Origin of the sequence: Leucobacter sp. USHLN154, from assembly GCF_037145595.1 — a bacterium.
Taxonomy (GTDB): domain Bacteria; phylum Actinomycetota; class Actinomycetes; order Actinomycetales; family Microbacteriaceae; genus Leucobacter; species Leucobacter alluvii.
Genome location: NZ_JBBCXF010000007.1, coordinates 24,246 through 37,531, shown reverse-complemented (window position 1 = coordinate 37,531; position 13,286 = coordinate 24,246). Strand labels below are relative to the sequence as shown.

General features: G+C 69.2%; 10 protein-coding genes. 1 reads left to right on the top strand and 9 read right to left on the bottom strand.

Going from position 1 to position 13,286, the window contains the following annotated elements; translation table 11 throughout:
• Positions 1-12: 12 nt before the first annotated feature.
• The 8 genes from WFH23_RS12785 to WFH23_RS12750 all read right to left on the bottom strand — a co-directional run bounded on the left by WFH23_RS12785 (position 13) and on the right by WFH23_RS12750 (position 10,907).
• Positions 13-552: a GNAT family N-acetyltransferase gene (locus tag WFH23_RS12785; protein WP_336662819.1), complete on the bottom strand. Its 540-nt coding sequence runs from the start codon at positions 550-552 to the stop codon at positions 13-15.
• 190 nt (positions 553-742) lie between these two features.
• On the bottom strand, positions 743-1,819 hold the full coding sequence (gene prfA, locus WFH23_RS12780) for a peptide chain release factor 1 (protein ID WP_090150424.1): 1,077 nt from the start codon (positions 1,817-1,819) through the stop codon (positions 743-745).
• Between the two features lie 108 nt (positions 1,820-1,927).
• Positions 1,928-4,135 carry a hypothetical protein gene (locus WFH23_RS12775; protein ID WP_336662818.1) on the bottom strand — a complete coding sequence of 736 codons (2,208 nt, stop codon included), beginning with the start codon at positions 4,133-4,135 and terminating at the stop codon, positions 1,928-1,930.
• Between the two features lie 152 nt (positions 4,136-4,287).
• Complete coding sequence (gene thrB / locus WFH23_RS12770) at positions 4,288-5,244, bottom strand: homoserine kinase (RefSeq protein WP_336662817.1); 957 nt, start codon at positions 5,242-5,244, stop codon at positions 4,288-4,290.
• Positions 5,241-6,560 carry a homoserine dehydrogenase gene (locus WFH23_RS12765; protein ID WP_336662815.1) on the bottom strand — a complete coding sequence of 440 codons (1,320 nt, stop codon included), beginning with the start codon at positions 6,558-6,560 and terminating at the stop codon, positions 5,241-5,243. Before WFH23_RS12765 ends, thrB begins: the two co-directional genes overlap by 4 nt.
• Before the next feature lie 70 nt (positions 6,561-6,630).
• On the bottom strand, positions 6,631-8,082 hold the full coding sequence (gene lysA / locus WFH23_RS12760) for a diaminopimelate decarboxylase (RefSeq protein WP_336662814.1): 1,452 nt from the start codon (positions 8,080-8,082) through the stop codon (positions 6,631-6,633).
• 252 nt (positions 8,083-8,334) lie between these two features.
• Positions 8,335-9,759, bottom strand: coding sequence for an APC family permease (locus WFH23_RS12755; protein WP_090150438.1), 1,425 nt, complete (start codon positions 9,757-9,759; stop codon positions 8,335-8,337).
• 44 nt (positions 9,760-9,803) lie between these two features.
• Positions 9,804-10,907: an alcohol dehydrogenase catalytic domain-containing protein gene (locus WFH23_RS12750; protein ID WP_090150441.1), complete on the bottom strand. Its 1,104-nt coding sequence runs from the start codon at positions 10,905-10,907 to the stop codon at positions 9,804-9,806.
• 162 nt (positions 10,908-11,069) lie between these two features.
• On the opposite strand from WFH23_RS12750, the gene WFH23_RS12745 reads away from it, so the two are divergent.
• A complete protein-coding gene (locus WFH23_RS12745) occupies positions 11,070-12,506 on the top strand; it encodes a PucR family transcriptional regulator (RefSeq protein WP_336662813.1) in 1,437 nt (478 codons plus the stop codon).
• A 1-nt stretch (position 12,507) separates the two neighbouring features.
• Here WFH23_RS12745 and WFH23_RS12740 read toward each other — a convergent pair whose 3' ends face one another.
• Positions 12,508-13,275, bottom strand: coding sequence for an LmeA family phospholipid-binding protein (locus tag WFH23_RS12740; RefSeq protein WP_090150447.1), 768 nt, complete (start codon positions 13,273-13,275; stop codon positions 12,508-12,510).
• Positions 13,276-13,286: the final 11 nt, after the last annotated feature.

Sequence of the window (13,286 nt, the reverse complement as noted above, 5' to 3'; positions counted from 1 at the left end):
CGCGGGCAGAGCTCAAGCGCGCGACGGGAGCGGCGGGCCGTCGGGAAAGTCGGATCGCGTGAGGTCGAGCAGCAGCGCGTCTTCGAGCGCCCCACCGGGTCGCACCTGGTAATCGCGGAGCACGCCGACGCGCTGGAACCCCAGGCGCTCGTAGCTGCGGATCGCACCCGGGTTGTTCACGTTCGGGTCCAGAGTCACGCGCGTGATCCCCTCCGCGAACTCGGAGCGGATGGCGAGCGCCAGCGCCTCCTCGCCGATGCGCCGCCCGCGAAACACGGTGCCGATGAACAGGTGCATCACCGTCGTCGGATACTCGGGATCTTCCCCGCGCAGCACGAACATCGCCCCCGCGGTTTGCCCCTCCACCTCGATGATGCGCGCGACGTCCGGGGCGTCGATGAACTCGGCGCGCACGCGCTGCGGGCTGTAGCCCACCCACCAGAGCGAGACCTCCGGCTCGTCGAGAATCGCGACGAGCGGGTCGAGATCGGCCGGGCCGGGGGCGCGGAGAGTGACCAGGGGACCGACGAGCGGCAGCACGGCATCTGACATGGGTTCAGCGTACCGGCCTCCTGCCCTTCCCCGGGCCTGTGGTGCGCGATTTCTCCAGGGTGCAGGGTCGCGGTTCGGGTTGCGGGGTCGCGGTTCGGCGCGTGGCCCGGGGCGCTTCGGTGAGAGGCAGGGCCAGGTCCAGAACCAGAACCAGGCCCACGGCCAGGGCCTGGGCCTGGGCCTGGCGCGCCTACTCCTGTCCGAGGTCGGCCAGGCGCGCCTCCTCATCGGCACGGATGCACGACTCGATGACGGCGTCGAGCGCGCCGTTCATCACGTGGTCGAGGTTGTAGGCCTTGTATCCGGTGCGATGGTCGGCGATGCGGTTCTCGGGGAAGTTGTACGTGCGGATGCGCTCCGACCGATCCATCGTGCGGATCTGGCTCGACCGGTGCGCGCTGGCCTCTGCCGCGGCCTCCTCCTGCTGACGCGCGAGCAGTCGCGCTCGCAGCACGCGCATCGCGGCCTCGCGGTTCTGCAACTGGCTCTTCTCGTTCTGCATCGCCACGACGATGCCCGTCGGGAGGTGCGTGATGCGCACGGCCGAATCGGTCGTGTTCACCGACTGACCGCCGGGGCCCGACGACCGGTACACGTCGATCTTGAGATCGTTCTGGTTGATCCCGACCTCCTCCGGCTCGTCCACTTCGGGGTACACGAGCACACCGGTCGTCGACGTATGGATGCGCCCCTGCGATTCGGTCACGGGAACGCGCTGCACGCGGTGCACGCCTCCCTCGTACTTGAGGTGCGCCCAGGCGCCCTGCGATGGATCCGCCGCGTTCGCCTTGATGGCGATCTGCACGTTCTTGTACCCGCCGAGGTCGCTCTCGTCGGCCTCGATCATCTCCGTCTTCCAGCCCTTGGACTCCGCGTAGTGCATGTACATGCGCAGCAGGTCGGCGCCGAAGAGGGCCGACTCGGCGCCGCCTTCGCCGCCCTTGATCTCGAGGATGACGTCTCTGGCGTCGTCGGGGTCGCGCGGAATGAGCAGGCGCCGCACGCGCTCCTGAGCCTCCGCCAGGCTGGCCTCGAGTTCCGGGACCTCCTCGGCGAACGCCTCATCTTCTTTCGCGAGCTCGCGGGCCGCCTCGAGGTCGTCGCCCACCTGCTGCCAGTGCTCGTGAGCCGATTTGATCTTGCTGAGTTCGGCGTATCGCCGGTTGACCTTCTTCGCACGCGACGCGTCTGCGTGCAGTGCGGGATCCGCGAGTTCTTCCTGCAGCCGCGCGTGCTCCGCGATCAGCCCTTCGACCTGTTCGAACATGTATCTTCCTAACGTCTCGCGGCTGCGATGGTGTCGCCGCCCCCAATCTAGCGCCGCATCCGGCGACGACTGAGCCCGCCCCGGATCACCGGGGCGGGCTCGTGCGTACTAGGCCAGACCGCCCGAACGCTGCACCTCTGCGAGAAGCGCGGCGTTCGACGCCGTCGCGCTCAGGCGCTCGTGGAGTCGGTCCTCCGCGCCGTCGGAACCGAGATCCGCACGAAGCGTTGCCAGCGCCGCCGTCTCATCAGCACCGAGTACCGACTCGGGGTTGCGCGTACGCGACGCGGCGAGCTTGACGACCGGAGGAAGGCCGGCGGCCGACTTCGCGAATCGCACCTCGCTGTTGACGACTGCGCGCACCTCGCGCAGCAGCAGCTTGTCGGCTGCGAGGCCGGTCTTCGAGTGCACCGTCGCGAGCACGGTGAGCGAGCCGCCGTTCTCCACGTTGCGAGCCGAGGCGAGCAGACGCTTGATCTGGGCGAGCGCGAGCTCGTCGATCTCGTCGAGGGCCGGGCGGCTCTGCGCGTGCTGGGCCTGAGCGTAGGCACGCGCGAATCGGTTCAACGAGTCGACGAGTACGACGACGTCGTGGCCGAGCTCGACGAGCCGCTTCGCGCGATCGATCGCGAGTTCGGCGATGATCGCCTGATCCTCGGCGCCGCGGTCGAAGCTCGCGGCGACGACCTCACCGCGCACCGATCGCTGCAGCCGGGTGATCTCCTCCGGCTGCGCATTCGCGAGCAGCAGCACGAGGTGCGCATCGGGTCGGTTCGTGCTGATCGCCTCGGCGAGCTCGCCGAGCACCGCGGTGCCGTCGGAGTGCGCGGGAAGCACGAGCGCTGCGCGCTGACCCAGGCCGGTCGGTGCCACGAGGTCGATGGCACGACCGAGCACGCCCTGCTGCGTCGTCTCGAAGCGCAGCCGCTCTTCGGGGTAGATGGCCGTGAGGTCGGCGATGTCGACGCGCTCCTCCGGCTGCTCATCGACCGGTCGACCGTTGACGGTATCGATCTTCACGATCGCGTTGTACTTCTGACGGCTCGCGCTGTCGTTGTCACGGGGTTGACGGATCGCTCCGACCACCGCGTCGCCGCGTCGCAGGCCGTACTTCTTGACCTGCCCGAGCGACACGTAGACATCGCTCGTGCCGGGGAGGTAACCGCTCGTGCGCACGAACGCGTAGTTGTCGAGCACGTCGAGAATGCCCGCGATCGGCAGCAGCACGTCGTCTTCGGTGATCTCCGGCTCGAGGTCGTCGCCCTGACCGCGACGCTTGCGGTCGCGCTGCCGGGTGCGGCTCGACCGGCTCGAGTTGTCGCCGTTCTTCGCGTCGCCGTTCTTCTGGCCGTTCTGCGGCCCGTTGCCGCTCTGGCCGGAACCGCGCTGCTTGCCCTCGTCGTCGGAGGAGGCGGCAGCATCGGTCTGCTCGTTCGACTCCGCGTTCTCGTTCTTCTGGCCTCGACCACGGCCGCGGCGGTTGCGACCCGAGCGCTCACCATCGGAGTTCTCCGACTTCTCGCCGCGATCCGAAGCGCGATCCAACTGCTCGCCGCGATCCGACTTCTCGCCGCGATCCGACTGCTCCGAGGCATCGGCCTGCTGGCCGTTGCTCTGAGCGGCATCGGCGTTCGACGCGGCGCCCTCGAGCGATTCCGGCGTGCCGGTCTCCCCCGTGCCCGTCTCTGCTGCAGCGGTCTGGGCCGCGGCCGTCGCTGACGAGGCCCGGCGGCTGCGCGTGCGCTTGGCAGGAGCCTCCTGAGCCGGAGCTTCGGCTGCCGTATCGGTCGACTGCGCCGGAGCCGCGTCAGTCGCGGCAGCGGCGGCATCGACGGAGGCATTCGCGTCTGCAGATGCAGCGGTCGCAGGCTCGGCGGGCGCTTCAGCCTTCTTGCGGCTGCGCGTCGCGCGCTTCTTCGGAGCAGCAGCTGGCTGCTCATCCGGCGCGCTCGATGCATCGCCCGCCTCGGTGCTCGAGGATGCAGTCGTTGCCGTGGCATCCGACTCGGCTGCCGGATCCTGCGCCGTCGCATCGGCGGGCGCATCGACCTTCTTCCGGCTGCGCGTCGCGCGCTTCTTCGGCGCAGCGGCGGCGGGTGCTTCCGCTGCGTCAGGGGCCGGCGCCTCAGCAGCCGGCGCTTCAGCAGCCGGAGCCTCAGCAGCAGGCGCTGCTGCAGCAGGCGCCTCAGCAGCCGGAGCGGCCTCGGGAGCGGCAGCCCCAGCGGCGGCGCTCACGCGACGAGAAGCACGGCGACGCGTCGGCGCGGCGGCTTCCTCGGGTGCGGGAGTGGTGTTGTCTTCAACGTTGGATTCCACGTTCTTCCTTTCGGAACGCCGACGGGACTGCACGCGCAAGTGGGCGCGCATTCCCGCGGTAGTGCACATGTGTGCTTCGGGATCACCGTGCGATGTGTTCACGGTGCGATAACGACCCACGGTTCCGCATGAGCGGACATCGACGGGCGAGGCTAGAGCGCCGCTCCCGCAGGGGTCGTTTCAACTGTAGCACCCTTGGTATCGACGGCCAGGGTGAGCACGCGCCAATCCGGGTGATGGGCAGCCACGAAATCCGCTGCCTGCATGCGATCCAACGGCCCGTTCGAGAGCACGAGCACCGACGGGCCGGCACCGGAGACCACTGCTGCATGCCCCGCTGAGCGCAGCTCGCCGATGAGGTCGCGCGTGGCCGGCATGGCGGCACCGCGATAGTTCTGATGCAGCCGGTCCTCGGTCGCCTCGAGCAGGAGTTCGGGGCTCTGCGTGAGTGCGGCGATGAGCAGCGCCGACCGAGAGACGTTGAAGACGGCGTCCTCATGCGGCACCTGCTTCGGCTGCAGGCTTCGGGCGAGCTCGGTCGACATGGTGAAGCTCGGCACGAGCACGAGCGGCGCCACGCCGCGGTGCACCATCAACCGTTTGAAGCGCGGGCCCTGCTCCGTCGTCCACGCGATGGTCAGTCCGCCGAACAGCGCGGGTGCGACATTGTCGGGGTGCCCCTCGAGTTCGGTCGCGAATGCGAGCAGCTGCTCCTCGGTGAGCGCGACAGGAGCTTCGGGGTCGCTCTGCAGCAGGCCGGCGGCGATCATCACGCCGGCGACGATGGCCGATCCGGAGGATCCCATGCCGCGCCCGTGCGGAATGCGGTTCGTGGCGGCGACGTCGATGCCGGGCATGCGGCGTCCGAGTTGCGCGAAGACGTGGGCGGCGGAACGGACCACGAGGTTCGTCTCATCGGTGGGAACCTCGCCGGCTCCGACGCCCCTGACCTCGACGGTCGCGCCGGGCGCGTCGCGCACGACGACCGTCAGCTCGTCTCCGTACGCGAGCGCGATGCCGAGCGTGTCGAATCCGGGGCCCAGGTTCGCGCTCGTCGCGGGCACGCGCACCTTGACGGTGCGACCGATCCCGCTGCCGGTCGCGCTCACGCCTGACCCTCAAGGCGCAGCACGCTCGTCACGGCGGTGACGACCTCGGCGGCCCGCAGGGCTTCGACCGTCGCAGCGAGATCGGCTTCGCGCGCGCGGTGCGTGCCGATGACCAGAGCCGCGCTCGGCTCGTCGCCTGCCTCGCCTCGAGCGACGGTCTGCTCGACGCTCGCGGCAGATACTCCCCGCTCGGCGAGGATGCCCGCGATGCTCGCGAGCACGCCTGGCTGGTCGCGCACTTCGAGCATGATCTGGTAAGCCGTCATCACTTCGCCGACGGGAAGGATCGGCAGCTCGGCATGCAGCGACCCCGGAATGCCCGGGCCGCCGACGACGTGCCTGCGCGCTGCGGAGACGAGGTCTCCGAGCACCGCCGAAGCGGTTTCCGCTCCGCCGGCTCCGGCGCCGTAGAACATCAATTCGCCGGCGGCCTCCGCCTCGACGAACACGGCGTTCTTGCCCTCGTGCACCGCTGCGAGCGGGTGGTCGCGGCGGATCAGCGCGGGGTAGACGCGCGCCGAGACTCCGTCGGTGCCGTCAGCGGCCTGCAACCGCTCGGCGATCGCGAGGAGCTTGATGACGTACCCAGCGCTCTTCGCCGCTTCGATCTGCTCCGCCGTGATCTGCGTGATGCCCTCTCGGTGCACCGCGTCGACGGGCACCTCGGTGTGGAAGGCGATGCTCGCGAGGATGGTCGCTTTCTGCGCGGCGTCGTAGCCCTCGACGTCGAGGGTCGGATCGGCTTCGAGGAAGCCCAGTTCGCTCGCCACCCGCGATGCGTCTTCGGCGCTGTCGCCGAATCGGTCCATGCGGTCGAGGATGTAATTGGTCGAGCCGTTCACGATCCCGAGCACGCGGGTGATGTGGTCACCGGCCAGGCTTTCGCGCAGAGGGCGCAGGATCGGGATCGCCGCGGCGACGGCCGCCTCGTACGAGAGCTGTGCGCCGACCTGTTCCGCCGCTTCCGAGAGCTCGGGACCGTGCGCCGCGATGAGCGCCTTGTTCGCGGTGACGACGTCGGCGCCGCCCTGCAGTGCCTGCGTGATCAGCGTGCGGGCCGGTTCGATGCCGCCCATGAGCTCGATGACGATATCGGAGCCCTGGACGAGACGTTCGGCGTCGGTCGTGAACAGCTCCCTCGGCAGCTCGACATCGCGCGGCGCGTCGACGTTGCGGACCGCGATGCCTGCGAGCGTCAGACGCGCCCCGATGCGCGCGGCCAGCTCGTCTCCGTGTTCCAGGATCAGCCGGGCCACCTGTGCGCCGACCGAGCCGCAGCCGAGCAACCCGATGCGGAGGTCACGATAACCATTCATGTTCGTCTCCTTGATAGTGCGTCGTGTTCGATCCGCCGAGAACGGCGGGAGAATTCTGGGCCGGCGATCCTCAGCCGGCGTTCGCCGGGGCCACCGGCGCCGGAATCACGGACTTCGCGAGCAACTCGTCCTCGGTTTCGCCCCGCACGATGACGCGCGAGGAGCCGTTCGACACGGCGATGACCGGCGGTCGCGGCACGTAGTTGTAGTTGCTGGAGAGGGACCAGCAGTAGGCTCCGGTGACCGCGACGGCGAGCGTGTCGCCTGCGCGCACATCGCCCGGGATCACGTCGCGCTGCACGACGATGTCGCCCGACTCGCAGTGCTTGCCCACCACCCGTACGAGCGCCGGGTCGGCGTCGCTCTCGCGGTTCGCGATGCGGACCTGGTAATCGGCGCCGTACAGGGCGGGTCTGGCGTTGTCGCTCATGCCGCCGTCGACGCTCACGTACAGGCGTTCGGCGAACCCCAGGTCGGCTGGGTCGGCCGCCGCATCGGAGCCGGCGAGCAGCACGGGCTTCGTGGTTCCCACCGTGTAGAGGGTGACCCCGGCCTGCCCGATGACGGCGCGACCCGGTTCGAACGCGAGTTGCGGAACCGATACGCCGGCTTCAGCGCAGGTCTCCGCGACGATGTCGGCGAGCTGTCGTGCGATGGCAGCGACCTCGGGAGCCTGCTCAGCCTGCGCCGATGTATAGGCGATGCCGAAACCGCCGCCGAGGTTCAGCTCGGGAATCGGTCGGCCGGCGATCCGCTCGAGCTCCGGGTACACGCCCACCAGGCGCCTGGCGGACTCGCGGAAACCGTCGGTCGCGAAGATCTGGGAACCGATGTGGCAGTGGAGCCCCACGAACTCGAGGCTGTCATGAGCGAGGATCGCCTCGACCAGTCGCGGCGCCTCGCTGAGCGGCTGACCGAACTTCTGATCTTCGTGAGACGTCGCGAGGAAGTCGTGCGTCGATGCGTGCACGCCGCTATTGACGCGCAGCCGCACGCGCTGGCGGCGATCCGCCGCCGCTGCCGCACGCGCGATGCGCTCGGTCTCGACCTCGCTATCGATGATGATCGTGCCGACGCCCGCCTCGACCGCACGCGCGATCTCGCGTTCCGATTTGTTGTTGCCGTGGAAGCCGATGCGCGCCGGGTCCACTCCGGCGGCGAGCGCGACGGCGAGCTCTCCCCCGCTCGCGACGTCGATCGCGAGGCCCTCTTCGGCCATCCACTGCGCCACCTCGACGCACAGGAACGCCTTGCCCGCGTAGTACACGGTCGCACTCGTTCCGATGCGCTCAGCCTCGGATTCGAGGGCGACTCGGACCTCGCTGGCCCGATCGCGGGCGGCCGCCTCGTCGATCACGTACAGCGGCGAGCCGTACTGCTCGACGAGCTCGGTCGCGCGCGCACCGCCGAGCTGCAACTCTCGGCACTCGCTCCCGCGACGCGCAGACGGGGGGAAGACGCGCGGGTCGATGCTGTTCGGGTCGGCGGCTGGTGTCGCACCAGCGGGGTTCACCTGTGCCATCGTCGCTCCTGGGTTCGGTCTGCCTCGGGTCGGTCTGCCTGGTGTCCGTCGTGCTCGCGGGCCGCGAACGGGCAGCCGATGGCGAGCGGACCCGGATTGGCCCCTGAAGCCGTGCGCACGGAGACCCTGTCTCTGAACGAACCCGTCCAGCTTACCCGGTGGTCCGCTCGCCTTCGGAATGTGACGAGGCCGAGCGCGACCCCTCAGAATGAAGGATCACGCCCGGCCTCGTCATCTGGGATGCTCAGCCGATCAGCCGACGCCCTCGAGCATGTCGGTGTGCGTGTTCCCGATCCGCTGCAGCACCTCGGGGCGCTTCGCGCGCAGCCACCAGAAGCGGATGAACGCGAGCAGCATCGTCGCAGCGAACAGATATGGCAGCACGTTGATCGGGAACGCCGGGATCGGCCACACGTTCGCGAAGAACACGTACGCCATGGCGACGACGGCGACGACCGCCGTCACCGTGATCATTCCGCTCCGCATTCCGCGGCGACGGGTGTAGACGACGCCCGCGACGGCGACGAGCGCGTACGCCACCATGTAGCCGTAGGTCGCATAGGTGTCGACCCACACCACGATGTCCATCGGATGGGTGCCCGAGATGAGCAGAATGACGTCGAGCGCGATCGCCGCGGGGCCCGCGATCAGCAGGACGCGGTGCGGGGTGAGATGCGTCTCGTGGGTGCGGCCGAACCGCTCGGCGACGACGCCCTCCTTCCCCATCACGTACAGGATGCGGCCGACGACGTTCAGCGGCGCGACGACGACCGCGAAGAACGATGCCGCGACGCCGAACACGAGCACGGGTGCGAACCAGACGGGCATTCCGATGCGATCGTTGATCGCCTGCAACGGGCTGGCGACCTCACCGAGCTCGTCGCCGAGGACGGCGATCTGGGTGTACGCCGCGAACACGTAGAGCACGCCGACGGCGACGGCGCTCCACATGATGGCACGGGGAATGGCGGTGTGCGGATTGCGCGCCTCGCGCCCGAGCGCATCGGCGGAGGAGAAGCCGACGAACCCCAGAATGCCGAGCACCATGCCGGCTGCGACGCCCTGGAACGGCACGCCCTCGAACGAGAACTGCGTCGGATCCCACGCCTCGGGACCGAGCCAGACGAGCGCGGCGATGAGCAGCACCAGAATGATGAAGACCGAGAGCAGTTCGAGCACGAGAGAGATGCGTGCCGAGATGCGAATGCCGCGGATCGTGAAGAACGTCGCGAGGCCGCCGATCACGACGGCGAGCGCGACGAGCCAGACGGTGCCGGTCGCGGGAACGCCGAACAGCTGGAGCAGGTCGGAGGCGTACGAGACCGCGCCGCCGAGCGAACCGGCGGCGATGCCCCAGGATCCGATGAGCAGGGCGACGCCGGCTGCGAAGGCGCCAGTGGGCCCGAGCCCCTTCGCCACGTACGTGTAGAGCGAGCCGGCGGAAGCGTGCTGGCGGGCGAACATCGACACGATGTAGCCCACGCACAGTATGACGATGGTGGCGAGCAGGAATGCGAAGATCGTGCCGCTGCCGGCTCCGAGGAAGATGGAGGCGGCGGTGAACGCGATGACGGCGCTCGGGGCGATGCTGGCGATGGCTTGTGCCGCCAGTTCGGGCCCAGACATCACCCCTTCTCGAAGGCCGGCGTCGGCCTTCCGTGCTGCGGTTTGGGTCATGAGTACTCTCCTATGAGTGCGTGGTGCGAAGGGTGAACAGGTGCTTACGGAATGAGCAGTGTGCGCAGCACGCCGCCGGTCTCGAGGTCGTCGAGCGCCTCGGCCGCTTCGGCCAGGGGGCGACGGCCCGAGATCAGCGGATCGAGCTTCAGCTGGCCGTCCATGTACCGGTCGACGAGTGCCGGGATGTCGATCGAGGGGCGCACCGACCCGTAGTTCGAACCGAGGATGCGCTGATCGGCTTCGGCGAGCACGAGCGGCTCGAACGAGGCTTTCGCACCGGTCGGCGGCAGTCCGACGATCACGGCGGCGCCGCCGAGGCCGAGCATGCGGATCGCCTGCTCAGTCGTCGAGGTGCGGCCGATCGCGTCGAACACGTAGTCGGCGCCGTCCGGAAGGAGCTCGAAGAGCTGCTCAACGGCGTCGCGCTGTGATCCGTCGATGCGGTCCGTTGCACCGAATTGCAGGGCCATCGCGGTCTTCTCTGGAACGATGTCGATCGCGATGATCCGTTCTGCCCCCGCCAGTTTCGCACCCTGCACGACGTTCAGGCCGACGCCTCCGCACCCGATGACGGCGACGGTCGCGCCCGGCTCGACGCCAGCGGTGTTGAGCACCGCGCCCACACCGGTGGCGACCGCGCACCCGACGACCGCGATGACGTCGAGCGGCGCGTCGTCGCGCACCTTGATGGCTCCGGAGACGGGCACGACGACCTCTTCGGCGAACGAGGAGACGCTCAGGTAGTGGCGCAGAGGCTCGCCGTCCTCGGTGCGGCTGAGGCGGGAGGTGCCGTCGAACAGCGACCCGTGCGCGTTGTTGATCTCGACCACCTTCTGGCAGCGGGCCTCATGCCCCTGCAGGCAGTACCGGCACTCTCCGCACGGCGGCACCCAGCTGAGCACGACGTGGTCTCCCACGGCGAGCGATGTAACGCCCTCTCCGAGCTCGACGACGGTGCCAGCGCCCTCATGCCCCATGACCATCGGCGCGGGCGCATCCCATTCACCGCGCTTCACATGGAGATCGGAATGGCACACGCCTGCGGCGGCGATCTTCACGCGGACCTCGCCCTGCTTGGGGGCGTCCAGGGTGACTTCGGTGACCTCTGCGCGGGTCTCGGGGTTACGGAACACGACAGCCTGCATGCTGCACTCCTTCGTTCGTTCGCTTCGTCGGATCGCCGGGGCGCGGTGCACAGGTTCGACCACGCCGGCGACGTAAGGATGCTACGGACCCGATCGGGTGCCTGTCATCGCACCAGGTGTCGATTTCGAGATCGCGTCATCGACACTTGGTACGCTCCTCCTGTGGCTCTTGATCTCTCCGCCGTCAGGCGCGCCGTCGGCGGCACCTGCGTGACGGCCCGTCTGCCGGAGCGCACCCCCGTCGACGGCGTCGCCCATGTCGAGGCGTTGGTCGTGATCGGCAATCCCGATTACGCGACACTCGTGACGGGTGACCGCGAGGTCCTCCTCACCGCTCTCACGACACCGGGTCCGGCCTCGAACGCGCTGCCGGGCGCGGTGTTCGTCTCACCGGAGGACGACGCCGAGCTCCGGTCGGCCCTCGCTCGTCACGGCATGACGGCGGTCCTCGGGACCCGCCTCTCCGGCACCGCACTGCACAGCAGCCTGCTCGCGCTCATCGCGGATGACCGCGCTGCAGCCGACCGTCTCGTGACGGCGGGAATGAACGTACTCACGCAGGTCGCCCGGCGTGGCGGCGTGACCGCGGTCATCGCCGAACTCGCGCGCCGCATCGACGGGTGGGCGGTGCTCCTCGATGCGCACGGCCAGGTCATCGCGAGTGCCGGAGCCGGAAGACTCCACGTGTCGGACGCGGCGGCGTTCGCGCTCGGGCGCCCCGTACGCGTGCGTCACGACGGGCTGCAACTGCACCGCGTGGGTTCGGAGCAGGATCTCGCAGGATCGCTCGTGATCGCGACCCGTTCGAGCCGAACGAGCCACGCACGCGATCTCTCGTCGCTCGCAGCGGCGCTCTTCGATCTGCTGTTGCGCAGTCACGATCCCACGCTGACCGAGCACCTGGGCCGCGGCGCGCTCATCGACATCCTCGTCGACGGCGGCCAGCGGGCCGAGGCGCTGCTCCATCGATGGGGCGTGCACGAGCGCACGCTCACAGCGTTCGAGGTGGGTACGCGAACGCGCACGATCGACCTCGAGCGACTGCTCCGCCGCTGGTTCGACGAGCTGGGCGCCGAGCACGTGTTCGCAGCCGACCACGGGCACATACGCGGGTTCGTGCGCGATGATCTCGCGGCCGGACTCCTCGACCGAGTTCGTTCGTTCAGCCCGGTGGCGGGAATGCGCGTGCACATCGGCGTCGGAGACCCCGCTCCGGTTGGCGCGCTGTCGCGCACCGCGACGCAAGCTCATCAAGCGCTCGATGCCGCGCTCGAAGACGGCCGGCCCGGGGTGAGATACGCCGAACTGCCATCCGTCGAACTCGTCCTCTCCGCACTCGGAGCCGCAGCACAGGGGCAGCTCGCCGGGCTCCTCGAACCGCTCGTCCAGCCCTCGGGCGAGAGCGGCGATCTCGCCCGCACCCTCCGCGTATTCCTCGCAGAGAACGGCGCCCACCGCGCCAGCGCTGCACGTCTCGGCATTCACCGACAGACACTGGTCGCGCGCATTCGGCGCGTCGAGGCTCTCACCGGCCTCGCGCTCGAACGCGCCGACGATCGCGCCGTCGCGTGGCTCGCGCTGCGCGAATACGGGCTATGACTCAGCCGCAGGTGCCCTTCTCCCGCTGATCGGGATCCGACAGGATGCCGGGCGCGAGGTCCGCTCGTATCGTCACCGTTCCCGTGCTCGAGAGCACGATATCGGTCAGCGTGACTCCGGCTGGGAGTTGGTCGGCGATGCAGACGGTCTGCGGCTGCAGAATCGGGTCGAGCAGTGTTCCCGTCGCCTGCGCGAGTTGCTCCGCCGAGAAATCGAATCCCGCCGCTTGCAGCCCGAGCGGGTTGATCTCGACCGCACCGTCGACGGCCTCAACGCTCAATCTCGCGGAGAGATTGACCTGCTGCCCGAATGCTTCGAGCGCGCGCCCGACGACGAGTTCGCCGTCGCGCACCTCGCCCGACTGAGCGACCCCCTGAGTGACGGTCTCGATGACCGGTCCGAGCTGCTCCTTGTCGAGGCGAAGCTCGACCACCCCATCCGAGATCTCACCCGAAGTCGGGTTGAACGGCACCAGATCTGCGTGCAGCGCGGCATCGGCCTGCACCCCTTCGACGAGCGGGGCGTCCGGCACGTCGACGGTCACATCGCCCACTCCGCCGCGGAACGCGTTGAGCAGGGCGGATCCCCCCAGCGCCACGTCGACCGGATGGTCGTCGGTGAGGTCCAGCTGCGAGCGCACTGCGCCGGCGACCACTCCCGGAATGATCAGCCGGAGCGCCAGCTCGGCCGCACCTGCGAGCAGCCCGACGACGACGATCACGATGATCAGCTTGGTCCACCAGCGGGACCCGTTCCGCTCCGCACTCACGACGGCTCCTG

Coding starts and splice junctions, on each gene's coding strand:
- WFH23_RS12785 (WP_336662819.1), bottom strand. CDS start 552: ATGTCAGATGCCGTGCTGCCGCTCGTCGGTCCCCTGGTCACTCTCCGC.
- WFH23_RS12765 (WP_336662815.1), bottom strand. CDS start 6,560: ATGAATGGTTATCGTGACCTCCGCATCGGGTTGCTCGGCTGCGGCTCG.
- prfA (WP_090150424.1), bottom strand. CDS start 1,819: ATGTTCGAACAGGTCGAAGGGCTGATCGCGGAGCACGCGCGGCTGCAG.
- WFH23_RS12750 (WP_090150441.1), bottom strand. CDS start 10,907: ATGCAGGCTGTCGTGTTCCGTAACCCCGAGACCCGCGCAGAGGTCACC.
- WFH23_RS12755 (WP_090150438.1), bottom strand. CDS start 9,759: ATGACCCAAACCGCAGCACGGAAGGCCGACGCCGGCCTTCGAGAAGGG.
- lysA (WP_336662814.1), bottom strand. CDS start 8,082: ATGGCACAGGTGAACCCCGCTGGTGCGACACCAGCCGCCGACCCGAAC.